The organism is Exiguobacterium sp. s7, assembly GCF_018618195.1.
In the GTDB taxonomy this organism is placed as follows: Bacteria; Bacillota; Bacilli; order Exiguobacteriales; family Exiguobacteriaceae; genus Exiguobacterium; species Exiguobacterium mexicanum_A.
The window spans coordinates 194,957-217,779 of sequence record NZ_JACSLO010000001.1; the positions used below are offsets into that span (position 1 = coordinate 194,957).

At 55.1% G+C, this 22,823-nt stretch carries 22 protein-coding genes, 1 pseudogene and 1 riboswitch; of the genes and pseudogenes, 22 read left to right on the forward strand and 1 reads right to left on the reverse strand.

Features of this window, described 5'->3' with window-relative positions; translation table 11 throughout:
- Nucleotides 1–17 precede the first annotated feature (17 nt).
- The 12 genes and pseudogenes from coaBC to KNP79_RS01055 all read left to right on the forward strand — a co-directional run bounded on the left by coaBC (nucleotide 18) and on the right by KNP79_RS01055 (nucleotide 12,973).
- Nucleotides 18–1,208: a bifunctional phosphopantothenoylcysteine decarboxylase/phosphopantothenate--cysteine ligase CoaBC gene (coaBC, locus tag KNP79_RS01005; RefSeq protein ID WP_215190886.1), complete on the forward strand. Its 1,191-nt coding sequence runs from the start codon at nucleotides 18–20 to the stop codon at nucleotides 1,206–1,208.
- On the forward strand, nucleotides 1,205–3,529 hold the full coding sequence (priA, locus tag KNP79_RS01010) for a primosomal protein N' (RefSeq protein WP_215190887.1): 2,325 nt from the start codon (nucleotides 1,205–1,207) through the stop codon (nucleotides 3,527–3,529). Before coaBC ends, priA begins: the two co-directional genes overlap by 4 nt.
- Before the next feature lie 11 nt (nucleotides 3,530–3,540).
- Nucleotides 3,541–3,972, forward strand: a pseudogene (gene def, locus KNP79_RS15835) (peptide deformylase); the annotation flags it as partial.
- Nucleotides 3,973–4,011: 39 nt separating this feature from the next.
- A complete protein-coding gene (fmt, locus tag KNP79_RS01015; RefSeq protein WP_308162237.1) occupies nucleotides 4,012–4,926 on the forward strand; it encodes a methionyl-tRNA formyltransferase in 915 nt (304 codons plus the stop codon).
- 1 nt (nucleotide 4,927) lies between these two features.
- A complete protein-coding gene (gene rsmB, locus KNP79_RS01020) occupies nucleotides 4,928–6,256 on the forward strand; it encodes a 16S rRNA (cytosine(967)-C(5))-methyltransferase RsmB (protein ID WP_138859633.1) in 1,329 nt (442 codons plus the stop codon).
- 2 nt (nucleotides 6,257–6,258) lie between these two features.
- Nucleotides 6,259–7,344 carry a dual-specificity RNA methyltransferase RlmN gene (rlmN, locus tag KNP79_RS01025; RefSeq protein WP_034777130.1) on the forward strand — a complete coding sequence of 362 codons (1,086 nt, stop codon included), beginning with the start codon at nucleotides 6,259–6,261 and terminating at the stop codon, nucleotides 7,342–7,344.
- Nucleotides 7,345–7,352: 8 nt separating this feature from the next.
- Nucleotides 7,353–8,087 (forward strand): Stp1/IreP family PP2C-type Ser/Thr phosphatase, encoded by a 735-nt coding sequence (locus KNP79_RS01030; RefSeq protein ID WP_215190888.1) that lies wholly within the window; start codon nucleotides 7,353–7,355, stop codon nucleotides 8,085–8,087.
- Nucleotides 8,088–8,092: 5 nt separating this feature from the next.
- Nucleotides 8,093–10,030, forward strand: a complete 1,938-nt coding sequence (gene pknB, locus KNP79_RS01035) for a Stk1 family PASTA domain-containing Ser/Thr kinase (RefSeq protein ID WP_215190889.1) — start codon at nucleotides 8,093–8,095, stop codon at nucleotides 10,028–10,030.
- Nucleotides 10,031–10,074: 44 nt separating this feature from the next.
- Nucleotides 10,075–10,959: a ribosome small subunit-dependent GTPase A gene (rsgA, locus tag KNP79_RS01040; RefSeq protein ID WP_214707427.1), complete on the forward strand. Its 885-nt coding sequence runs from the start codon at nucleotides 10,075–10,077 to the stop codon at nucleotides 10,957–10,959.
- Between the two features lies 1 nt (nucleotide 10,960).
- A complete protein-coding gene (gene rpe, locus KNP79_RS01045; protein ID WP_034777139.1) occupies nucleotides 10,961–11,617 on the forward strand; it encodes a ribulose-phosphate 3-epimerase in 657 nt (218 codons plus the stop codon).
- Nucleotides 11,618–11,636: 19 nt separating this feature from the next.
- Nucleotides 11,637–11,737: riboswitch (TPP riboswitch) on the forward strand.
- A gap of 76 nt (nucleotides 11,738–11,813) precedes the next feature.
- Nucleotides 11,814–12,386 (forward strand): energy-coupled thiamine transporter ThiT, encoded by a 573-nt coding sequence (thiT, locus tag KNP79_RS01050; protein ID WP_215190890.1) that lies wholly within the window; start codon nucleotides 11,814–11,816, stop codon nucleotides 12,384–12,386.
- A complete protein-coding gene (locus tag KNP79_RS01055; RefSeq protein ID WP_215190891.1) occupies nucleotides 12,386–12,973 on the forward strand; it encodes a thiamine diphosphokinase in 588 nt (195 codons plus the stop codon). Before thiT ends, KNP79_RS01055 begins: the two co-directional genes overlap by 1 nt.
- 58 nt (nucleotides 12,974–13,031) lie before the next feature.
- On the opposite strand, the gene rpmB is transcribed toward KNP79_RS01055, so the two are convergent.
- Complete coding sequence (rpmB, locus tag KNP79_RS01060) at nucleotides 13,032–13,220, reverse strand: 50S ribosomal protein L28 (RefSeq protein ID WP_015881349.1); 189 nt, start codon at nucleotides 13,218–13,220, stop codon at nucleotides 13,032–13,034.
- 253 nt (nucleotides 13,221–13,473) lie between these two features.
- On the opposite strand from rpmB, the gene KNP79_RS01065 reads away from it, so the two are divergent.
- The 10 genes from KNP79_RS01065 to acpP all read left to right on the forward strand — a co-directional run bounded on the left by KNP79_RS01065 (nucleotide 13,474) and on the right by acpP (nucleotide 22,803).
- Nucleotides 13,474–13,836 carry an Asp23/Gls24 family envelope stress response protein gene (locus tag KNP79_RS01065; protein ID WP_016509701.1) on the forward strand — a complete coding sequence of 121 codons (363 nt, stop codon included), beginning with the start codon at nucleotides 13,474–13,476 and terminating at the stop codon, nucleotides 13,834–13,836.
- A 22-nt stretch (nucleotides 13,837–13,858) separates the two neighbouring features.
- Nucleotides 13,859–15,541 (forward strand): DAK2 domain-containing protein, encoded by a 1,683-nt coding sequence (locus tag KNP79_RS01070; RefSeq protein ID WP_034777143.1) that lies wholly within the window; start codon nucleotides 13,859–13,861, stop codon nucleotides 15,539–15,541.
- Nucleotides 15,542–15,604: 63 nt separating this feature from the next.
- The gene (gene sdaAB / locus KNP79_RS01075; RefSeq protein WP_215190224.1) at nucleotides 15,605–16,267 is read left to right on the forward strand and encodes an L-serine ammonia-lyase, iron-sulfur-dependent subunit beta; all 663 of its coding nucleotides are present in this window, start codon (nucleotides 15,605–15,607) and stop codon (nucleotides 16,265–16,267) included.
- 12 nt (nucleotides 16,268–16,279) lie between these two features.
- The gene (sdaAA, locus tag KNP79_RS01080) at nucleotides 16,280–17,167 is read left to right on the forward strand and encodes an L-serine ammonia-lyase, iron-sulfur-dependent, subunit alpha (protein ID WP_034777145.1); all 888 of its coding nucleotides are present in this window, start codon (nucleotides 16,280–16,282) and stop codon (nucleotides 17,165–17,167) included.
- Nucleotides 17,154–19,184 (forward strand): ATP-dependent DNA helicase RecG, encoded by a 2,031-nt coding sequence (recG, locus tag KNP79_RS01085; protein ID WP_138859622.1) that lies wholly within the window; start codon nucleotides 17,154–17,156, stop codon nucleotides 19,182–19,184. The genes sdaAA and recG overlap by 14 nt, the downstream gene beginning before the upstream one ends.
- Nucleotides 19,185–19,276: 92 nt before the next feature.
- On the forward strand, nucleotides 19,277–19,846 hold the full coding sequence (gene fapR / locus KNP79_RS01090) for a transcription factor FapR (RefSeq protein ID WP_021067087.1): 570 nt from the start codon (nucleotides 19,277–19,279) through the stop codon (nucleotides 19,844–19,846).
- Nucleotides 19,843–20,832 (forward strand): phosphate acyltransferase PlsX, encoded by a 990-nt coding sequence (gene plsX, locus KNP79_RS01095; protein ID WP_034777147.1) that lies wholly within the window; start codon nucleotides 19,843–19,845, stop codon nucleotides 20,830–20,832. The genes fapR and plsX overlap by 4 nt, the downstream gene beginning before the upstream one ends.
- Nucleotides 20,833–20,850: 18 nt before the next feature.
- Nucleotides 20,851–21,771 (forward strand): ACP S-malonyltransferase, encoded by a 921-nt coding sequence (fabD, locus tag KNP79_RS01100; protein WP_034777148.1) that lies wholly within the window; start codon nucleotides 20,851–20,853, stop codon nucleotides 21,769–21,771.
- Nucleotides 21,764–22,504 (forward strand): 3-oxoacyl-[acyl-carrier-protein] reductase, encoded by a 741-nt coding sequence (gene fabG / locus KNP79_RS01105; protein ID WP_034777149.1) that lies wholly within the window; start codon nucleotides 21,764–21,766, stop codon nucleotides 22,502–22,504. The genes fabD and fabG overlap by 8 nt, the downstream gene beginning before the upstream one ends.
- Nucleotides 22,505–22,563: 59 nt before the next feature.
- Nucleotides 22,564–22,803 (forward strand): acyl carrier protein, encoded by a 240-nt coding sequence (acpP, locus tag KNP79_RS01110; RefSeq protein ID WP_021067091.1) that lies wholly within the window; start codon nucleotides 22,564–22,566, stop codon nucleotides 22,801–22,803.
- Nucleotides 22,804–22,823: the final 20 nt, after the last annotated feature.

The following is a 22,823-nucleotide window of genomic DNA, read 5'->3' on the forward strand; positions in this document are numbered from 1 at the left end:
AAGGGGGAGAAATGTGAATGTTGAACGATCGGAATATCTTGCTTTGTGTGAGCGGCGGGATCGCGGCGTATAAGGCGTGCGCGCTTACTTCGAAACTCGTCCAGGCCGGTGCGAACGTGCGCGTGGCGATGACCGCCTCAGCCGAGGAGTTCGTCGGGAAAGCGACGTTTCAGGCGCTCAGCCGCAATCCGGTATACACCGACGTGTTCGAGGAACACGACCCGACCAAAATCGCCCACATCGACGTCGTCGACACGAGTGATTTGATCGTCGTCGCACCTGCCACGGCGAACATGATCGCGAAACTCGCGGCCGGTATTGCCGACGACTTCATCACGACCTCGATTTTAGCGGCGAAATGCCCGGTCATCGTCTCACCGGCGATGAACGTCAATATGCTCGAACATCCGGCCACACGCCGCAATATCGAAACGCTCAAAACGTTCGGTTATCAAATCATCGAGCCCGGTGTCGGCAACCTCGCCTGCGGCTGGATCGGCGGGGGACGTCTGCCGGAACCGGAAGACCTCGTCCGGATTATCGAAAGCCAGTTCGTCCCGAAACATCTGCTCGGGAAGCAAGTATTGATCACGGCGGGGCCGACGGTCGAACGCATCGACCCGGTCCGTTTCTTATCGAACGACTCGTCAGGCAAGATGGGCGTCGCGCTCGCCGAGGCGGCCCGCGATATGGGTGCCTTCGTCACGCTTGTCCATGGTCCGCTGCAAGTACCGATTCCGGACGGTGTGACCGCCATCGCCGTCGAATCGGGGAAAGATATGCTCGAGACGGTGCTCGCACGCTTCGATGACCAAGATCTCGTCATCAAATCGGCAGCCGTCGCCGACTATCGTCCGAAGACGGTCCACATCGAGAAACACAAAAAAGTACACGGGCCGTTGACGATCGAGCTTGAAGAGACGACCGATATCTTGAAGACACTCGGTGAGAAGAAGACGCATCAGCTCCTCGTCGGTTTTGCGGCCGAGACGGAGAACCTCGAGCAACATGCACGCGATAAAATCGCCCGCAAGCGGGTCGACTACCTCGTCGCGAATGATGTGTCGCAGCCGGATATCGGCTTCCGCTCTGACGACAACGAGGTCATGTTGTTCCGCGCGGACGGGGCGCATGTCCGCTTGCCTCGTCAAAGCAAACGCGAGCTCGCCGTCGAGTTGCTCACCCACTTTAAGGAAGATTTACGATGATCGCCCACGTCCATGTCGACGCCCCGGTCATCACAATCGACCGTCCGTTCGATTATGAGGTCCCATCCCAGTTCGAGACATTGATTGAGCCGGGCGTGCGCGTCTCGGTCCCGTTCGGCTCACGACGCCTGCTCGGGATCGTGACGGGTGTCTCGGAAGGGACGCGTGAAGGCTTGAAGCCACTTGAAGCCCTATTAGATGAAGAATCTTCTCTGACGGACGAGTTGCTCGACTTATCGACACACGTGAAAGAGACGACGCTCTGCTTCCGGTCGTCGGCGCTTCTCGCGATGCTGCCGGCGGCGCTGAAAGTGAGCTACGACAAAGAGATTAAAGGCGAGACGCTACCGGACGGCGTCCGGGCCGGTACCCATCTTTCGGAGTACCCGAAAGAGACGCAGTCCATCATCTTGGCGCTCGCCAAAAAAGGGGACATCTTGCTCGCGCCGGTGTTAAAAGAGAAACGGACGGTCAAGACGGACCTCGTCATCGAACTGATTGATGCGACTCTCATCCCGGCCCGTGCGAAGAAACAACAAGAAGCGATTCAGTTGCTAAAGGACGTACCGCGCATGTATTGGTCGTCGTTACGTCAAATCGGGCTATCGCGCGCCCAACTGCAAAAAATGGAGTCGCTCGGTGCCGTCAAAGTGACCGAGGTCGAACTGAATCGCGACCCGTATGCCACGATCGAACAGGTCGTTGAGACGGTCCAATTGAACGAGAGTCAAGCGACGGCCGTTCATGCCATCCGTGACGCGGAAGCCGGGGAGACGTTGCTCCTGCATGGGGTCACCGGCAGTGGGAAGACAGAAGTCTATCTCGAAGCGATTGGTCAAGTCGTCGATGAAGGCAAACAGGCGATTTTGCTCGTGCCAGAGATTTCGCTCACGCCGATGATGGTGAAACGGTTCAAGCGCCGTTTCGGCGACCGGGTCGCTGTGCTTCATAGCGCCTTGTCGCAAGGGGAAAAATATGACGAATGGCGGAAAATCAAACGGCGTGAAGTCGATGTCGTCGTCGGGGCACGCTCGGCCATCTTCGCCCCGCTTGAGAACATCGGCCTGCTCATCTTAGATGAAGAGCATGAGACGACGTACAAGCAAGAAGAGAACCCGCGCTATCATGCACGTGACGTTGCGATTTGGCGGGCCCGTTACCACGGTTGTCCCGTCGTCCTTGGTAGCGCGACCCCGTCACTCGAGTCTTACGCCCGCGCCCAAAAAGGCGTCTATCGTTATCTGCAACTCAGCGAACGGTACGGGGGCGAGATGCCGCCGGTCCATATTATCGATATGCGACGCGAACTCGCCAAAGGCAATACGACGATGTTCTCAGAAGATTTATTTGTCGCCATCAACGACCGCATCGCCAAAAAAGAACAGTGTGTCATCTTGCTCAACCGTCGTGGCTTCACGACGTTCGTCATGTGCCGCGACTGCGGGGAAGGACTCACTTGTCCGCACTGCGCCGTCAACTTGACGTATCACCAACACGGTGACCGGCTCAAATGCCACTACTGCGGCTATGAGATTGGGATGCCATCAAAATGTCCGACATGTGACAGCAAGAAAATCAAACAGTTCGGCACCGGCACGCAAAAGATCGAGACCGAGCTGTTGAACCGCATCCCCGAGGCGCGAATCATCCGGATGGACCAAGACACGACGTCCCGAAAAGGGTCACACGAGCAACTGTTGAAACGCTTCGAGGATGGAGAGGCCGACATTTTGCTCGGCACCCAAATGATCGCCAAAGGACTCGACTTCCCGAACGTCACGCTCGTCGGGGTGCTCGCGGCGGATGCGACACTCGGCATGCCCGATTTCCGGGCGACCGAGCGCACGTTCCAGCTCGTCACCCAAGTCGCGGGGCGGGCCGGTCGAGGAAGTCTACCAGGTGAGGCATACGTGCAGACGTACAATCCCGACCATTACGTCATCGAGACGGCGAGCGAGCACGACTATGAATCCTTTTTCGCTCGCGAGATGCAGTTGCGCCAAGTCGGTAACCATCCACCGTATTGGTACGTCACGCTCGTCACGTTCGCGGCCGAAAGTCCGCTCGTCGCCCAAGCCGAGGCCGAGCTGTTCGCCTCTGATTTCGTCGAGGCGCATGTGGCCCAGTCACGGCTGAACGGACCGATGCCGGCACCGTTGTCTAAACTAAAGAACTTGTTCCGCTATCAGTTGTTCATCAAAACGAAACATCCTGAGGCGCTATATCCGGTCCTCGCCGCGTTGCAACAGGCACGCGCGAAGGCGATCAGTAAAAAAGAGTATCAATTGAGTATCGACGTAAACCCATACGTATTCATGTGAGGTGGAACCAGATGTATAAAGTAGTAGAGATTCCAAATGAGATTTTACGGGTCACGTGTGATCCGGTGACGAAATTTGATAAAAAGTTGCGTCAGACGGTCGATCGACTGTTCGACACGATGTACGAATATGACGGCGTCGGCGTTGCCGCCCCGCAGGTCAACTTGAACCAACGGCTCGCCGTCGTCCATACGGATGATGAGACCGGCCCGCTCGTATTGATCAATCCAGAGATCATCGAGACGTCGGGAAGCGAGGTCGGCCTTGAAGGGTGCTTGAGCATCCCGGGAGAGTTCGGATTCGTCGAACGGCATGAGACGATCGTCGTCAAGACGCAAGACATGAAGGGCCGCTACCAACAAGTGAAGGCGAGCGGTTTCTTCGCCCGGGCGATTCAACATGAGATCGATCATCTCGACGGGGTGTTGTTCACGGACAAACTCGCCGTGCCGGAAAAAGGGACAGATCAACGCATCGTCTTCATGGGGACGCCAACGTTTGCCGTATCCGTACTTGAGCGCTTGCTCGAAGAAGGATACAATGTCGTAGGTGTCGTCTCGCAACCGGACAAGCCGGTCGGACGAAAACGCGAACTGAAACCGACGCCGGTGAAAGAGTGTGCCTTGCGCCACAACATCCCGGTGTTACAGCCTGAAAAGGTGCGCACCGATTATGCGGACATCTTGGCACTTGAACCGGACTTGATCGTGACGGCGGCGTACGGTCAAATTGTTCCGACCGAACTGTTAGAAGCGCCGAAACATGGAGCCATCAACGTCCATGCCTCGCTCTTGCCGAAACATCGGGGTGGTGCTCCAATCCATCAAGCCATCCTCGACGGGGACAAAGAGACGGGCGTCACGATCATGTACATGGTCGATAAGCTCGATGCCGGCGATATGATTGCCAACACGGTCGTACCAATCGAAGAATTGGACACGGTCGGTACGTTGTTCGACAAGCTCGCGGTCGCAGGGTCTGACTTGTTAATCAAGACGCTTCCTGCTTTCCTTGCTGGTTGGATTGAAGCCGTGCCGCAGGACGAGCGTGACGTCACGTTCGCACCGAACATTAGCCGGGAGCGGGAACAGATTGACTGGACCCGTTCCGGCACAGACATTTATAACCATATCAGAGGGATGAATCCGTTCCCGACGGCGTATACGACGATTGCGGGTGAACGGGTCAAACTGTTCTTCGGGTCGAAGACGTCAGGGACGGGTGAACCGGGAACGATTGTACGGCTTGAAGAGGATGGGTTTGTCGTCGCGACAGGTGACGCGGTCGCCATCAAAGTGATCGATTTGCAACCATCTGGTAAAAAACGAATGGACGGGGCCACATTTATGCGTGGGGCCGGCCAAAAGTTACAAGTCGGCGATCGACTAGGAGGATAATATGAACGTACGAGTTGCAGCGCTTGATACGCTAATCAAAATCGAACAAGGCGGCGCCTATTCGACGATTGCGGTCAACGACCTATTGAAACAAAAAAAATTAGCGACGAAAGACGTCGGCCTCTACACGGAGCTCGTCTACGGGACGCTCGGTCGGAAACGGACGCTCGATTATATTTTAGAGAAGCGGGTCCAAAACCCGAAAAAATTGGACAAATTTGTCTTGCCGCTCTTGCGGATGAGCGTCTATCAATTGTTTTATCTCGACAAGATCCCGGATCGGGCCGTGTTGCATGAAGCGGTTGAAATCGCGAAAAAACGGGGCCATTCGGGAACCGGCAAGTTCGTCAATGGCGTGTTGCGCAACGTCGTCCGGGATGGGTTCCCGGATTTGAGCAAGCTGCCAGACGCTGAACGGATTGCCATCGAACATAGCCATCCTGATTGGCTCGTCGCCGAATGGGTGGAGACGTATGGTGTCGAAGCGACCGAGGCGATGTGTAAATTGAACAACGAACCGGCGCCGGTCACAGTCCGGGTCAACCGCCAACGTGTCACCGTTGACGAGATGATTGAACGGCTCGCTGAAGTCGATGTCGTCGCCACACGTTCGGAACTATCAGCGGACGGGCTCGTCATCGAGTCCGGAAACGTTCACGCGACGGCGTTCATCGACATGGGCTTGTTGTCGATTCAAGATGAGAGCTCGATGATCGTCGCCGATGCGCTTCAAGCCGCGAAGACAGAACGCGTGCTCGACGCTTGTGCCGCCCCGGGCGGGAAAGCGATGCATACGGCCGAACGCATGGACGGCGGAACGCTCGTCGCGCTCGACTTGCATCCGCATAAAGCGAAGTTGATTGAACGACAAGCGAAGCGTCTGCATATCGATGGAGTGACCGCACTTGCCCTCGATGCCCGTCAGGCCGGTGACAAGTTTGAACCGGAGAGCTTCGATCGGATTTTGCTCGATGTCCCATGTTCAGGACTCGGCGTCATCCGCCGCAAGCCCGATATCAAATGGACAAAAGACAAATCTGCTCTCGCCGGACTGCCGAAAGTCCAGCGTGAAATCATCGACGCCGTCTTGCCACTCCTCAAGCGAGGTGGTACGCTAGTGTACTCGACATGTACGATCGACCCGTCTGAGAATGAGCAGCAGGCCGATTACATTTTGTCGAACGGATTGACGTGGGATGAGACACTCCAGGACCGTCTTCCCCAAGTATTGCGCCCGATGGTGTCATCGGACCGCGCTGAACTCAAATTACTCCCGACGACGTTCGGGACGGACGGTTTCTATATCGCCGCATTCAAGAAAGAGGTATAAACATGAATCCAAAAGCAGTTGAAAAAAATCCATTGGTCGGTGCCAAGCCGTCCCTCTATTCCCTCACGTATTCTGAACTCGAACAGTGGCTCATCGAAGCAGGAGAAAAATCGTTCCGCGCGAAACAGTTATATGACTGGATGTACGTCAAGCGTGTGACATCGTTCGACGATATGACGAACGTCTCTAAACCGCTCCGCGAGAAATTAGACGCGGCGTTCCAATTGACGACGTTGAAAGAACTCGTCCGTCAAGAATCACAGGACGGCACGATCAAGTTCTTGTTCGAGCTTCAAGACGGTTATTCGATCGAGACGGTGCTCATGCGTCACGAGTACGGCAACTCGGTCTGTGTCACGACACAAGTGGGCTGCCGGATTGGTTGCACATTCTGTGCCTCGACACTCGGCGGTTTGAAACGTAACTTAGAAGCCGGTGAAATCACGGCGCAAGTCCTCGACGTCCAACGTGCGCTCGACGCGAGCGGAGAGCGAGTCGACTCGATCGTCGTCATGGGTATCGGCGAACCGTTCGATAACTACGACGAATTGATGCGCTTCTTGCGCACAGTCAACCACGATGACGGCTTGAACATCGGTTCACGCCATATTACGGTGTCGACAAGTGGGATCGTACCGAAGATTTACAAGTTCGCCGATGAAGGGATGCGCATCAACTTCGCCATTTCGCTTCACGCGCCGACGACAGAGATTCGGACTCGTCTCATGCCGATCAACCGTGCCTACAACTTGGATAAGTTGATGGAAGCCGTCAACTACTATACAGAGAAGAGTGGTCGCCGCATCACGTTCGAATACGGTTTATTCGGTGGTGTCAACGACACGGAAGAACACGCCCATCAGTTGGCGGACTTGTTGAAAGGCGTCAAATGTCACGTCAACTTGATTCCAGTCAACCACGTGCTCGAGCGCGACTACGTCCGCACACCACGTAAACAAATTTTTGCCTTTGAAAAAGTGCTCAAAGACCGAAAAGTGAACGTGACGATTCGTCGCGAACAAGGTTCGGATATCGATGCGGCTTGTGGGCAGCTTCGAGCGAAGGAGCGCGAACAAGAAACGAGGTAATCAGGAAGATGGAATTAGCATACCGAACCGACCGGGGGCAAGTGAGAGCGCAAAACGAGGATGCCGTCTTGATTTTAGGGGACGAGCACGCCGGGATCGCACTCGTGGCCGACGGTATGGGAGGGCATGAAGCCGGGGAGGTCGCGAGTCAGCTCGTCATCGAGCAGTTTCGTCGTGCCTTCCCGACGCTTCCGGCCTCACCGATGGAGATGGAGAATTGGTTTCGCCACAACGTGGAACTGGCCAATGAGCAAGTGCTCGACTTCTCGAAACAAGCGAACCTGCTCATGATGGGGACGACGATCGCCGGTGTCTGCTGGCACGACGAGACGATTGTCATCGTCCACGTTGGGGATAGTCGTGTGTATGCCTTGCGTGACGATAAACTTCAGCAGTTGACAGAAGACCATTCCTACGTGAACGTGTTGAAGCAGCTCGGGGAGTTGACCGAGGAAGAGATGCGCGTCCACCCGAAACGTAATATCATCACCCGTGCGATCGGCTCGAAAGAGCATGTCGAACCTGATCTGCAAGTGTTTGCCGAACCCGAGTTTGACACGATTTTAATCTGTACGGACGGCTTGACGACGCATTTGACCGATGACGAGATCAAGCAAGTCTTGGAACGTTCCGTCTCGGTGGACGTCAAGGCGGATCAATTGATCGATCGAGCCAACCGTTTGGGTGGGAGTGACAACATCACTGTTGCCCTCGTCCAGTTCACAGATAGAAAGAGAGGATGAATCCGATGCGAAGTGGAGAACGAATCAACGATCGTTATCGGATCGAACAGCAAATCGGCAGCGGCGGCATGGCAAATGTCTACCGGGCTCACGATGAGATTTTAAACCGAACCGTCGCCATCAAGGTGTTGCGATCTGAATTCTCGCATAATGAACAATTTATACGCCGGTTTGAACGAGAAGCCCATGCGGCGACGAGTCTGAACCATCCGAATATCGTCGCCATTTACGACGTCGGAGACGAACGCGACATCTATTACATCGTCATGGAACATGTCGACGGGATGACGCTGAAACAATATTTGCAAGAAGAGTACATATCTGTCGACGAGGCGCTTCGCATCATGGGACAGATTTGTGATGCGATCGACCATGCCCATGCGAATCGAATCATTCATCGGGACATCAAACCGCAAAACATGATGATTGATCAGAGCGGCAACGTCAAAGTGACGGACTTTGGGATTGCGGTGGCCATGTCGAACGCGACGCTGACCCATACGATGTCGGTCCTCGGGTCGGTCCACTACTTTTCCCCGGAGCAAGCGCGCGGAAAGTTCGCCGATGAGAAGTCAGATATTTATTCGCTCGGCGCCGTGCTCTATGAACTCGTGACCGGCCGGGTGCCGTTCATCGGCGAGACGCCGGTCGCCGTCGCGTTGCAGCATCTGCAAGACGACCCGATTCGACCGATGGATTTGAACCCGAACATCCCGCAAGCGCTCGAGAACTGTATTATGCAGGCGCTCGCGAAGTCACCGGGCGCACGTCATGCCTCGGTCGCCGCGTTCAAAAAAGATTGCATGACGTCACTTGATTCAGAACGTGCGAATGAACCGAAGCGGTCGAATGCTGAGCAAGATGCGTTTGATCAGACGCTCGTCATGGCGCCGGTCGTACCGGATGAGCCAAACGTCAAAGAGGCGCCGGAGCAACCGGTCGCAGCAAGTGAACCCGTGAAAGACAAACCGAAACGGAAGAAGAAGTGGTGGCTTTGGCTCTTGCTTGCGCTCCTGTTGATCGGTGGCGGGATTGGGGCTTACGTCATCGCTGACGAGATGTCCCGTGCCGTCGTCCCGGACGTCATCGGCATGACGAGCGACGAGGCGACGACCGAGCTCGAAACGGCCGGTTTTGTCGTCGAGGCAACTGAACGGGCAAGTGACAACATCGCCGCTGGCGACGTCATCTCGCAGACACCGCAAGCCGGGCGGAAGCCGAAACGTGGGACGACCGTGACGATCGTCGTCTCGGCCGGAAAAGAGACGGTCGAGATGCCGGATGTTGAAGGACTGTCCCAGTCGTCGGCCGAGCGGACGCTCAAAGATCTTGAGTTCACGGATATCGAGATTCAGTCGGAGGCATCCGAGACGGTCGATAGCGGGGATGTCATCTCCCAATCGATCGCCCCAGGCAACGAGGTCGTCCCATCTGAAGAGACGGTGACGCTCGTCGTCTCGACCGGCAGCAATAAAATCGAACTCGCCAACTTGGCGGGCTATACGTTCGAGGAAGCGACAACGTATGCCGAACAGAATAGCTTGAAAATCGTCAAACGTGATGAGTATTCAACGAGCGTTCCTGCGAATCAAATCATCCGTCAACTCCCGACGGCCGGTACGGCAGTCGACCCGGGGACGGAACTGACCGTCATCGTGTCACAAGGGGTCGAACCGACGGACGTCTCGATTGAACGGGAAGTCAACGTCGAAATCGAGCCGCCCGCTGAAGGCGAAGAAGCCGAGGCACTCGAAGTCGTCATTCGGACGGTCGACGCCCGTGGCGAAGTCGAGGTGTTGCGTGATAAGATAACGGAGACAACGACTTACTCGTATACGCTCGTCATCGCACCGGACGAAGTCGGAACCGCGACGATTGAAGTCGACGGCGAAGTCGTTCGCACGGATACGGTGACTTACGCACAAGCAAAAGATTCACAATGAAGAGGTGGCGTGCGCGTCGCCTCTTTTTCTAAGGAGGGAATGGAATGAAAGGTACGATTATTCGATTACAAGGCGGATTTTATGACGTCATGACGGAAGAAAAACAAGAGATCCGTTGTCGCGCCCGCGGCAATTTCCGCAACCGGAACATCTCGCCGGTCGTCGGTGACGATGTCGACATCCAAGACCAAGGGGATGGTACCGGTTATATATTGGCTGTTGACGAGCGGTCGAACCATCTCGTCCGCCCGCCGATTGCCAACATCGATCAAGCGTTCTTGTTATTCTCGGTAAAAGAGCCGGCGTTCTCGTTCCATCTGCTCGACCGTTTCCTCGTCTTGATCGAGTCGAAGCAAGTCCATCCGATTATCGTTTTGACGAAGATGGATTTGTTGACGGAGTCGGAACGGGAGAAGATTCATGAAGCAGCGGCTTTATATCGTTCCATCGGCTATGAGGTCATCGAGACGTCGACCGAGGACGGGTCGGGGATCGAAAAAATCCGCGGGTCGTTTAAGGAGAAGACGAGTGTGTTCGCCGGACAGACCGGGGTCGGTAAGAGTTCGCTCTTGAACGCGGTCGCACCTGAGCTTGAACTTGCGACCGGGAAGATCTCGAAATCACTTGGGCGCGGTAAGCACACGACGCGTCACGTCACGCTGATCACGCTCGCTGACGGGCTCGTGGCCGATACGCCTGGTTTCTCGAGCCTCGAGTTCCCAGAAGAACTCGAAGTCGAAGAGATGCGCTGGTGTTTCCCTGAGTTCGTCGAGCGGCATGATGACTGTAAATTCCGCGGTTGTGCCCATTTGAACGAACCAGGTTGTGCCGTCAAAGCGGCCGTCGAGGCGGGAGAAATCGCTTCCACCCGCTATGAGAATTATGTTACGTTTATGGCAGAGTTAAACGATAGACAACGGAGGTACTGACATGATTAAAATTGCACCATCGATTTTAGCGGCGGACTTCGCCAATTTAGAGGCAGAAGTGAAGGCGGTCCAAGAGGCCGGAGCGGATTATATCCATTTTGACGTCATGGACGGTCAATTCGTCCCGAACATTTCAATCGGCCTACCGGTGTTAGCGAGCTTACGGAAAAAGTCGGACATGGTGTTAGACGTCCATTTGATGATCGACCAGCCCGAACGGTTCGTCGAAGATTTCATCAAGGCCGGGGCGGATATCGTCACGGTTCATGTTGAAGCGACGAATCATTTGCATCGCGTGTTGCAACAAATCAAAGCGGCCGGCGCCAAGTGTGGTGTCGTCTTGAATCCGCATACGCCGCTGTCATCGATTGAACACGTGCTCGGTGACGTCGACATGGTGCTCCTCATGACGGTGAACCCTGGCTTTGGGGGCCAGGCATTCATCGAATCGGTCGTCCCGAAAATCGCGGCGCTGAGCGAGATGCGCCAAGCGCGTCGTCTCGACTTTGAAATCGAGATCGACGGCGGTGTCAACGCTGAGACGGCGAAATTATGCATCGACGCTGGCGCTGATGTGCTCGTGGCCGGCTCGGCCATCTATAACGAGCCGAGCTATAAAGACGCAATCGATAGCATTCGTCACGCTTCTCGTGTATAATCGTCGATAGAACAACAAATATTGTCGCAAGGGGTGTCACATTCTGTGGCTGAGAGGCATTTGCTAACCCTTTGAACCTGTTCCGTTCACACGGACGTAGGGATGTGGCGAAAATGCACGTTGCTACTCGATAGCAGCATGGCGTTTACGTCATGCTGCTTTTTGTCGTTCGCTCATATAATAAGGAGGGAATAAGATGAAACAACGTTTAAAACTACAGGCGCTCATTGAAATCTCATTGTTCGCCGCACTCGGCTTGATTTTTGATTTGCTCATCCCGTTCCGGATGCCGCAGGGCGGATCGATCAGCCTGGCGATGTTGCCGATCTTTGTGATGGCGTACCGCCATGGATTAAAAGGCGGACTGGCGACAGGAGCGCTCGTCGGAACGCTGCAACTGCTGTTCGGGGCTTACATCTTCACACCGGTCCAGTTCCTGCTCGACTACACGTTCGCTTACGGTGTCGTCGGGATGGCCGGACTGTTCGCTGGTCAAGTGAAACGGGCCGCCAAGGACGAGGCAAAAAAGACGCTCGTCGCCTACTTGGTGCTCGGGGCGCTCCTCGGTTCTTTGCTTCGCTACGGCGCCCACGTCTTATCAGGGATCGTGTTCTTCGCCGAGTACGCGGAAGGGCCGGTCGTCGCCTATTCGTTCGCTTATAACATGACGTATATGTTGCCGTCCTTCCTCGTGTCGGCCGTCGTCCTCGTTCTCTTGTTCGTCTCGGCACCACGTTTCGCCACGCTTGCGACCCGGGGTCTCCGCTAATGCGGGTGTTGATTGTGGCGGCCAGCCCGGAACCAATCTCGGGACTCCCGCGTGACGTCGATTACATCATCGGCGTCGACGGGGGGTACGAGACACTGTTGAACCACGGGCTGAACCCGGATCTCGTCGTCGGCGATTTCGATTCCTTCACGGGCGAAGTGCCGATCGACGCCGTCCGTTATCCATCTGAAAAAGACGTGACCGACCTCGAGATTGCGCTCGAGGCGGCCCGTGGACACGGGGCGACGGAGATGCTTGTGTACGGCGCTCTCGGTGGACGCCTCGACATGACGCTCGGCAATATTGGGCTGCTCGAGGCATATCCAGAGATGCGTTTGTTCACGTCCGGGCAAACCGTTCGTCTTGTTGGAGCTGGGCGTCACGAGCTCCCACGTCAAGCCGATCATTATTTGTCGCTCATCCCGTGGAAGCGGGCGAACGTGTCAATCCGCGGCGTCAAATATCCGCTCGACCGTCACGATGTCGTCAGCCATGAGGCGCTCACGATTTCGAACGAGTGGGCCGGCGAATCAGCGGATTTGATCGTGCACGAAGGTATGGTCCTCGTGCTGTATGTCAAAAAATGAACACAAAAAAATCCCATCGGCGAATGCCGCTGGGATTTATTTCGTTCGTGTATAAAAATTATACGCGTTCAACGAGACCTGATTTAAGAGCGCGAGCTGAAACCCAAACTCGTTTAGGTTTACCGTCAACGAGAATACGAACTTTTTGTACGTTTACACCCCAAGTGCGTTTTGTCTTGTTGAGTGCGTGCGAACGGTTGTTACCTGATTTAGGTGATTTACCTGTTACGTAGCATTTACGTGCCATGCGTTTCCCCTCCTTTTTTATGTGGGTTCGTCCTAATAGACACTCGTTTATATTAGCACGGGTTTTTTCACGATGCAACTAGAAAATCATAGGATGACAAGAAAAAAACTTGACATTACTGGAAAGGATTTTAATAATGAATGAGGGTTACGGCTACAATTGACCGAGTTTATGGAGCAGGTTCTTTTAATAACTAGGTACTTATTGTAGAATGTAGTGAAGGAATCATTCCGAATGAAGGAGGCTACTCCATATGGCAATTGAAATGAAGACAACATATGGCAATATTGACATCACGAACGACGTGGTCGCAACACTCGCAGGCGGTGCGGCGATGGAATGTTTCGGCGTTGTGGGAATGGCGTCTCAAGCTCAATTGAAAGACGGGATTGCAGAACTATTGAAGCGTGAAAACTACGCCCGAGGCGTGGTCGTACGTCAAGATGGAGAAGACGTACATATCGACATGCACATCATTGTGAGCTACGGGACGAAAGTGTCGGAAGTCGCATATAACGTGCAAAGCCGTGTAAAATACACGCTCGGTGAAACTTTAGGATTAAACGTTTCGTCGGTAAACATATTCGTACAAGGCGTTCGTCTGACGAATGACTGACGAGAACGAAGGAGGATTTGGTGTGGGTTTAAAACGTTTAGATGGATTGGTGTTCGCGAACATGGTCGCGAACGGTGCGGCCAACTTGAGCCAGAATGCGGATTATGTAGATTCGCTTAACGTCTTCCCGGTGCCGGATGGCGACACGGGGACGAACATGAATTTGACGATGACATCGGGTGCGAAGGAAGTGGCCGCACTCAACACGGCAAATATCGCTGACGTCTCATCGAAGTTTGCACGTGGTCTCTTGATGGGGGCACGCGGGAACTCCGGTGTTATTTTAAGCCAATTGTTCCGTGGCTTCGGTAAAGCGATCGAAGGAAAGACCGAAGTGTCGACAGTCGATTTCGCCGAGGCATTGAAACGTGGTGTCGACACGGCATACAAGGCGGTTATGAAACCGGTTGAAGGAACGATTTTGACGGTTGCTCGTGAAGCGGCCGACGAAGCGCTCCGTGCTTCAGAGTCGACGAGCGACTTCAACGAGTTCATGGAACGTGTGATCGTGGAAGCGAAAGCTTCACTCGAGCGGACGCCGGACTTATTGCCGGTCTTGAAAGAAGTCGGCGTCGTCGATTCGGGCGGCCAAGGCTTGCTCGTTATTTATGAAGGGTTCCTTGCGAGCCTCGAAGGAAAAGAGCTCGAGAAGCCACATGCACCGGTCATGGATGCGCTCATCGAAGCCGAACATCATGCCCACGCCGCGCAAGGATTCATGTCGACCGAAGACATCGAGTTCGGTTATTGCACGGAAATCATGGTTCGTTTCCAAGATGCGAAGTTGAAGGATGCCCCGTTCAACGAGGACGCGTTCCGCAACGAACTGTCTGAACTCGGGGACTCACTCCTCGTCGTCGCAGATGAAGAGTTGCTTAAAGTTCACGTTCACGTTGAGACGCCAGGCGACGTCATCACGAAAGGACAGCGTTACGGTGAACTCGTCGCTGTCAAAATCGAGAATATGCGTCAACAGCACTCGACTATTTTAGAAGAAGAGCACGGCGCGAACCAACATGGCGTCCAACCGACGGCTCCGAAGGCGAAAGCACCGTATGCAATCGTCACGGTCGCGATGGGTGAAGGCGTCAGCGACTTGTTCCGTTCACTCGGTGCGGCTCACGTCATCGAAGGCGGTCAGACGATGAACCCGTCGACGGAAGATATCGTCAAGGCGATCGAAGCGGCCAACGCGGACCATGTCTTCATCTTCCCGAACAACTCGAACATCATCATGGCTGCCGAACAAGCGGCATCGGTCGCACCTTGCGGCGTCTCGGTCATTCCGACGAAGACGGTGCCACAAGGACTTGCGGCAGCGATCGCGTTCAACCCGGAAGCCGATGTGGAGACGAACGAAAGCGTCATGAAGACGGCGGCTAGTACCGTCAAGTCTGGTCAAGTGACGTATGCGGTCCGTGATACGAGCATCGACGGTGTCGAGATTCGTAAAGACGACCACATGGCGATCGCCGAGAAGAAAATCGTCGCCTCATCGGCCTCGAGCCTCGAAGCGGCGAAGAAATTAGTCGACGCCCTCGTCGATGCCGACGACGAGATCATCACGATCTTGACGGGCGAAGGTTCGTCAGCAGAAGACGTGGAGGCACTCTCGGCGTACATCGAGTCGAAGAACGACGAGATCGAAATCGAGGTTCATGACGGGAAACAACCGCTCTACTCCTACATTTTTAGTGTGGAATAAGCTGTAACTCAGCCCTACCTTCTGTATAATGAAGGTAGGGTTTTTTTGAAAGGGGGAAATGCGATGAAATATCGCAGTGTGTTTGATATCATCGGACCGGTCATGGTCGGTCCATCGAGTTCGCATACGGCGGGCGCCGCCCGCATCGGTCTCATGGCCGGAAAACTGTTTGGACGGACACCGCGGCTCGCGCACATCACGTTTTATGGTTCGTTCGCCGATACGTATCGGGGACACGGGACCGATGTGGCCATCGTCGGTGGCATCATGGGCTTCGATACGTTCGACTTACGGATCCCACAAGCGCTCGATCTCGCGAAAGAACGCGACATCGAGGTCGTCTTTGAGACGAGCGATGCGCTGACGGATCATCCGAACACGGCCCGCGTCCGCCTAGAAGACGAGGACGGCACGTTTGAGATCGTCGGGATTTCAATCGGCGGCGGGACGATCGAGATCACCGAGTTGAACGGATTCCCGCTCAAATTGTCGGGCGGCGGGCCGGCACTCGTCGTCTTGCACCACGATCGCTTCGGGGCAATCGCGGCCGTGACCGGTATTTTGGCCAGACATGAGTTGAACATCGGCCATATGGAAGTGAGCCGTCATGAGAAAGGCAAGCAAGCGCTCATGGCGATCGAGATTGATGATCATTTGTCAAAAGACGTGTTAGCGGAAATCGAGCGGTTACCTCAAATCGAGCGGGTAGCCATCTTTGGGGAATAAGGAGACACCAATATGTTTAAATCAGTAGAAGAATTAGTCAGAACGGCAACGGAACGAGGGATTCCGATCTCAGAAGTGATGATCGAGCAAGAAGTGCACGTCAGACGCTCGACGCGTGAAGACGTCGTCGGCATGATGGAACGCAACCTCGAGGTGATGGAAGAGGCGGTTGCGCGGGCACTCGAAGGCGTGACGTCCGTGACGGGGTTGACGGGGAATGACGCCGTGCTCATGACCGACTATATCCGCTCGGGCAAGTCGCTCGCTGGGGATTTGATTTTAGACGCGGTCGCCAAAGCGATCGGGACGAATGAAGTCAACGCGGCGATGGGACGCATCTGTGCAACCCCGACGGCCGGTAGCGCCGGTGTCGTACCGGGTACGTTGTTTGCGGTCAAAGAACGTCTGGAAATGGACCGCGAGGCAATGGTCCGGTACTTGTTCACGTCTGGTGCGTTCGGGTTCGTCGTCGCCAACAACGCCTCGATTTCAGGGGCGGCCGGTGGTTGTCAGGCGGAAGTCGGTTCGGCGACCGGAATGGCCGCGGCGGCCATCGTCGAAGCAGCCGGTGGGACGCCGGAACAATCGGCGACGGCGTTTGCGATCGCCTTGAAAAACATGCTCGGTCTCGTCTGTGACCCGGTGGCGGGTCTCGTCGAAGTGCCGTGTGTCAAACGGAACGCCATGGGTGGAGCGAACGCGATTGTCGCGGCCGATATGGCCCTCGCTGGTATCACGTCTCGCATCCCTTGTGACGAGGTCATCTCGGCGATGCATGAGATCGGCCAGATGATGCCGACCGCGTTGAAAGAGACAGCCCGCGGCGGACTTGCCAATACGCCGACGGCCCGCCGTCTCGAACGAAACATCTTTGGAGAGAAAGAAAATGTCGAGAAGTGAGGCGCTGACGACGCTCAAAGGGGTCGGGCCAGAGATGGCCAAAAAATTAGAGACGATGGGTCTCGAACGAATCGAGGACGTGCTGGAGCACGTCCCGTTTCGTTATGAAAATTATAATAGCGGCACGGTGACGACGGCCATCCACGGCGACCTCGTCAAATGGAGCGGTACCGTCCAAGCGGAACCGCTCGTCCGTTATTACAGTAAAGGCAAGAACCGGCTCCAATTTCGGCTATTGCTCGAGGAACGCTACGTCGTCCACGTGACGATGTTCAACCGGGCGTTCTATAAAGACAAGCTCACGCTCGGCGCCACCGTGACGGTCAAAGGGAAATGGGACATGAACCGGATGACAATCAGCGCGACCGACCTCGAGTTCGGTGAACTGTCGGACGGGCTGCAACCGATTTATTCGCTTCGGGCCGGGTTGACCCAGAAGAACTTCAGCCGGATCGTCAAGCTTGCGTTTGAACAGACGACCTCGTTCGAGGACCGCCTGCCGGAATTGATTCGGCAACGCTATCGTCTCGAGGACCGGGAGGCGATGTTAAAAGGGATGCATTTCCCTGATTCGGTCGAGACGTACAAACAGGCACGCCGCAGTTACGTCTATGAAGAATGTCTGCTCTATCAATTGAAGCTTCAGGCGTTCCGGAAGATGGAACGGTCGGGTAAAGGCCGTGCCCTCACGCTCGATAAGCCTCAATTGAACGAATTCGTCAAACAACTTGCGTTTCCGTTGACCGGGGCGCAGACGCGTGTCATCCGGGAAATCGTCGGGGATTTAGAAGTGCCAGAACGAATGAATCGGTTGCTACAAGGGGATGTCGGGAGCGGAAAGACAGTCGTTGCCGCGATCGCCTTGTATGCGACGGTGAGCGCCGGCTATCAAGGGGCGCTCATGGTCCCGACCGAAATTTTGGCTGAACAGCATCTCGCCTCGCTTCAAGCGCTGTTTGAGCCGTACGGGATTCGAGTCGGTTTATTGACGAGTTCGGTCAAAGGCAAGGCCCGTACTGAGTTGCTTCAGGCCATCAAAGCGGGGGACGTCGATATCATCGTCGGGACGCACGCCTTGATCCAAGGGCCGGTCGAGTTCTCGCGCCTACATTTAGCCATCACCGACGAGCAACACCGGTTCGGAGTCGAACAGCGCAAGATGCTCCGTGACAAGGCGGAGCTCGCCGACGTGCTCTATATGACGGCGACACCGATTCCACGGACGCTCGCCATCAGTGCTTTCGGCGAAATGGACGTTTCGACGATCGATGAGATGCCGGCCGGCCGGAAACCGATTGAGACGTATTGGGCCAAGACCGACCAAATCGATCGGGTCCACGCGATGGTCGACCGTGAACTGACGCTTGGACGCCAAGCTTACGTGATTGCCCCGCTCATCGAGGAATCGGACACGCTTGAGGTCGAGAGTGCGACTGCGCTCTACGAAGTGTTGCGGGAACGTTTCCCAAACTACGCGGTCGGTCTCATGCACGGAAAACTGTCGAGCACCGAGAAAGATGACGTGATGAAGGCGTTCGCCAGCAATGCCCTCCAAATCCTCGTCTCGACGACGGTTGTCGAGGTCGGCGTGAACGTGCCGAACGCCTCGCTGATCATCATCCATGATGCGGAGCGGTTCGGCTTGGCGCAACTACACCAGTTGCGCGGACGCGTCGGTCGAGGCGCCGACCAATCTTATTGTATATTGGTAGGGGACCCGAAGTCCGATGTCGGCAAACTTCGTTTGAAGACGATGACGGAGACGAACGATGGATTCGTCTTGGCCGAGAAAGACTTGGAATTGCGCGGGGCCGGTGATTTCTTTGGGACGGCCCAAAGCGGTCTTCCGAGCTTCCGCGTCGCCGATCCCGTACTTGATTTAAAAGTGATGGAGGTAGCGATGCAAGACGCGGTTCGTCTGCTCGGCAGCGAGGCGTTTTGGAATGAAGCGACGTATGCGCCGCTCCGTCAATACTTGAAGCGACTCGACTTACTCGTCGGGAGCCGCTTGGAATGAGAAACAACACTTGAAAATACAATCTAAAGAATATATACTGCTATTAGTACCAGGTATTAAGTTCTTTAGCATAGAGTTTAGGAGGGAACTGAATGCGGGTACCTAAGAAAGAGCGGCAACGCTTATTGCAAGAAACGATTGATCGTAACCCGTTCATCAAAGACGAAGAGCTGTCGAAGCAGTTCGCCGTCAGTATTCAAACGATTCGTCTCGATCGGATGGAGTTGAAAATTCCGGAAGTGAGAGAACGGATTAAGCATGTTGCTTCAGAACACCTCGATGAAGTGAAGTCGCTCGCCATGAGCGAGGTCATCGGTGATATGATTGACTTGAAGCTCGATGAATCGGCCATCTCGGTTCTCGACATTGAGAGAGAACACGTCTTTAGCCGCAACGAGATCGCCCGGGGACATGTATTGTTCGCCCAGGCCAACTCGTTAGCGGTGGCGCTCATCAATGATGAATTGGCGTTGACCACTAAAGCGGACATCCGCTTCAGTCGCCAAGTCCATCTTGGAGAGCGAGTCGTTGCCAAGGCTCGTGTGATCAAACTGCGTCGGGACGGAAGAACGGACGTCACAGTGGATAGTTATGTCGGCGAAGAGTGTGTCTTTAGCGGAGACTTCACGATTTATCGTCGCGGTGAGGAGGAACAGGCATGAAATTAGCAATTGATGCAATGGGCGGGGATCACGCCCCGAAAGCGATCGTGGAAGGCGTCAAGCAGTTTGCCGACGCATTCCCGAACGAATCGATGGAACTGTTTTTAGTCGGAGATGAGGTCAAACTCGCTTCGTACGGGTTGACCGACCCGCGAATCAAAATCGTTCCAGCGAGCGAAGTCATCACCGGGGACGACGAACCGGTCCGAGCCGTCCGTCGCAAAAAGGACAGCTCACTCGTCGTGGCGGCCAAACTCGTCAAAGACGGAGAGGCCGACGCACTCGTCTCGGCTGGGAATACCGGTGCTCTCATGGCGGCGTCACTGTTCGTCATCGGACGGATCCCAGGAATCGAGCGCCCCGCGTTGTCACCTACGTTCCCTACATATACGGGTAGCGGTGTCGTCATTTTAGACGTCGGGGCCAACCCGGACGCGAAGGCCGAGCACTTGGTCGACTATGCGATCATGGGCTCGCTCTATGCCGAGCACGTTCGTGGCGTCAAACGTCCGCGGGTCGCGCTACTGAACATCGGGACCGAGGCTGGGAAAGGAAACGCCCTCACGAAAGAGGCGTACCCCCTCCTTGAACAAGCCCCGGTCCACTTTGTCGGCAACGTGGAAGCGCGCGAGGCGATGTCCGGTGATGTCGATGTCATCGTCACGGAAGGGTTCGCCGGAAACATCTTGCTCAAAGGTGTCGAAGGTTCGTCGTCGATGCTCATGAAGATGATGAAAGAGCAGTTCACGAGCGATCTCGTCTCGAAGCTCGCCGCTCTCGTCTTAAAACCGAAGTTGAAGCGATTGAAACAAACATTAGATTATCGGGAACACGGTGGGGCCGGCTTGTTCGGAATCAACGCCCCGGTCATTAAAGCACACGGTTCGAGCGACGCGCTCGCCATCATGAGCGCGCTCAAACAGGCGAAAATCATGGTCGATCACGACGTCGTCGCGAAAATCAAACAAGCAAAAGCCACAAACTAATTCAAAGAAGGTGAGTACATGGGGAAAACAGCATGGGTATTTCCGGGACAAGGGTCACAAGCCGTCGGCATGGGCCAAACGTTCCTCGACAATCCTGAACAACTGCAAGCGATCAACCGTCGCCTCGGATTTGATTTACTCGACGCCATGGCGGCAGGATCAAAAGAAGAGCTTCAACGGACAGAAGTGGCCCAACCGGCCATCGTGGCGCATGCGGCATCACTCGCACAAGCTCACGCCAAAACGGGGGCGACTCCAGACTTGGTGATCGGTCACAGCGTCGGAGAATATGCGGCACTCGTCGTCGCCGGCGTCATCGACTTGGAAGAAGCGAGCGTGCTCGTCCACGAACGCGGCAAGCTCATGTCAGAAGTGAAGGATGGGACGATGGCAGCCGTCATCGGTATGACCGATGTCGACGAAGCGTTCCATGTGACGGAGAAAATCAGTGCTAGCGGGAACCTTGTACAAATCGCCAACTACAACTGCCCGGGTCAGTTCGTCATCTCGGGGCATGTCGATGCGGTCAAACAGGCCGAAACAGACTTGAAAGAAGCGGGCGCGAAACGCGTCTTGCCGCTGAACGTCTCAGGGGCGTTCCACAGCTCCTACATGATGCCGGCCGCGACGCGGTTCAAAGATGTGCTCGCTTCTTCGCCGTTCAAACCGGCGGCGATTGGGATCATTTCCAACGTCGATGCGGATGTCCATACTGACCCGGAAAAATTGAAAGCACTTCTCACCGAGCAATTGTACGCCTCGGTCCGATTCGAAGCGTGTGTTCGCAAAGCGATCGACGCTGGCGTCGACACGTTCATCGAGTTCGGTCCGACGTCACCGCTGTCAGGTCTTATCAAACGGATCGATTCGAAAGTGACGATCAAACAGGCGACGACGCTCGAAGAGGTGGCCGCGTTAGGAGGAGAAGTACGTGCATGACCAAGTAGCAATCGTGACAGGCGCATCTCGAGGAATCGGGGCCGCCATCGCGAAGCGTTTAGGGGAGGACGGCTTTCGGGTCGTCGTGAATTACTCGGGTAGTGTTGAGAAAGCGAACGCCGTCGTCAGCGAGATCGAAGCGAACGGTGGCGAGGCCATCGCCGTCAAAGCCGACGTCTCGAACAGTGATGATGTGAAAGCACTCATCAAGACGGCGGTCGACACGTACGGCCGCATCGATTGTCTCGTCAACAATGCAGGCATCACGCGGGACGGTCTGCTTATGCGCATGAAGGAAGCTGACTTTGACGATGTCCTGTCGACAAACTTGAAAGGTGCGTTCTTGACGTCGCAAGCCGCGACGCGGACGCTCTTGAAATCGAAGGCGGGCCGCATCATCAATATCGCTTCGGTCGTCGGGATCACGGGGAATGCCGGTCAGGCGAACTACGCGGCGGCGAAAGCGGGGCTCATCGGGCTGACGAAGTCGGTCGCGCGTGAACTCGCCGGACGTCACGTGACGGTGAACGCCGTCTGTCCTGGTTTCATCCAGACGGACATGACCGACGCGTTGACAGATGCGCAACGCGAGGCGACGCTCGGTCAAATCCCGTTCAATCGCTTCGGTCAGGTCGAAGATGTGGCGAACCTCGTCTCATTCCTCGCCTCTCACCAAGCGGCTTACGTGACGGGTCAGACGATCGCCGTTGACGGCGGCATGACGATGGCTTAAAATCAGAACTTTACCAATCGAAACACATTTTATATACTTTAATTTGGAGGGATTTTATCATGACAACAGAACAAATCTTAGTAGACGTACAAGCAGCAGTGGCAGAGAAACTCGGGAAAGATGTATCTGAGATCACAGCCGACAAATCATTCAAGGATGACCTCGGTGCGGATTCGCTCGAAGTAATGGAAATGGTCATGGACCTTGAAGACAAGTTCGATATCACAATCGAAGACGAAGATGCTGAGAAGCTCGCGACTGTTGGCGACGTCGTCGCTTACATCGAAACTAAATTGTAATCAAGCCTCCCACCGCTCGT

What these genes read in the sequence shown, in the direction of transcription:
- coaBC (WP_215190886.1), top strand. Translation starts at nt 18, where the DNA reads ATGTTGAACGATCGGAATATCTTGCTTTGTGTGAGCGGCGGGATCGCG.
- priA (WP_215190887.1), top strand. Translation starts at nt 1,205, where the DNA reads ATGATCGCCCACGTCCATGTCGACGCCCCGGTCATCACAATCGACCGT.
- fmt (WP_308162237.1), top strand. Translation starts at nt 4,012, where the DNA reads ATGGGGACGCCAACGTTTGCCGTATCCGTACTTGAGCGCTTGCTCGAA.
- rsmB (WP_138859633.1), top strand. Translation starts at nt 4,928, where the DNA reads ATGAACGTACGAGTTGCAGCGCTTGATACGCTAATCAAAATCGAACAA.
- rlmN (WP_034777130.1), top strand. Translation starts at nt 6,259, where the DNA reads ATGAATCCAAAAGCAGTTGAAAAAAATCCATTGGTCGGTGCCAAGCCG.
- KNP79_RS01030 (WP_215190888.1), top strand. Translation starts at nt 7,353, where the DNA reads ATGGAATTAGCATACCGAACCGACCGGGGGCAAGTGAGAGCGCAAAAC.
- pknB (WP_215190889.1), top strand. Translation starts at nt 8,093, where the DNA reads ATGCGAAGTGGAGAACGAATCAACGATCGTTATCGGATCGAACAGCAA.
- rsgA (WP_214707427.1), top strand. Translation starts at nt 10,075, where the DNA reads ATGAAAGGTACGATTATTCGATTACAAGGCGGATTTTATGACGTCATG.
- rpe (WP_034777139.1), top strand. Translation starts at nt 10,961, where the DNA reads ATGATTAAAATTGCACCATCGATTTTAGCGGCGGACTTCGCCAATTTA.
- thiT (WP_215190890.1), top strand. Translation starts at nt 11,814, where the DNA reads ATGAAACAACGTTTAAAACTACAGGCGCTCATTGAAATCTCATTGTTC.
- KNP79_RS01055 (WP_215190891.1), top strand. Translation starts at nt 12,386, where the DNA reads ATGCGGGTGTTGATTGTGGCGGCCAGCCCGGAACCAATCTCGGGACTC.
- rpmB (WP_015881349.1), bottom strand. Translation starts at nt 13,220, where the DNA reads ATGGCACGTAAATGCTACGTAACAGGTAAATCACCTAAATCAGGTAAC.
- KNP79_RS01065 (WP_016509701.1), top strand. Translation starts at nt 13,474, where the DNA reads ATGGCAATTGAAATGAAGACAACATATGGCAATATTGACATCACGAAC.
- sdaAB (WP_215190224.1), top strand. Translation starts at nt 15,605, where the DNA reads ATGAAATATCGCAGTGTGTTTGATATCATCGGACCGGTCATGGTCGGT.
- sdaAA (WP_034777145.1), top strand. Translation starts at nt 16,280, where the DNA reads ATGTTTAAATCAGTAGAAGAATTAGTCAGAACGGCAACGGAACGAGGG.
- recG (WP_138859622.1), top strand. Translation starts at nt 17,154, where the DNA reads ATGTCGAGAAGTGAGGCGCTGACGACGCTCAAAGGGGTCGGGCCAGAG.
- fapR (WP_021067087.1), top strand. Translation starts at nt 19,277, where the DNA reads ATGCGGGTACCTAAGAAAGAGCGGCAACGCTTATTGCAAGAAACGATT.
- plsX (WP_034777147.1), top strand. Translation starts at nt 19,843, where the DNA reads ATGAAATTAGCAATTGATGCAATGGGCGGGGATCACGCCCCGAAAGCG.
- fabD (WP_034777148.1), top strand. Translation starts at nt 20,851, where the DNA reads ATGGGGAAAACAGCATGGGTATTTCCGGGACAAGGGTCACAAGCCGTC.
- acpP (WP_021067091.1), top strand. Translation starts at nt 22,564, where the DNA reads ATGACAACAGAACAAATCTTAGTAGACGTACAAGCAGCAGTGGCAGAG.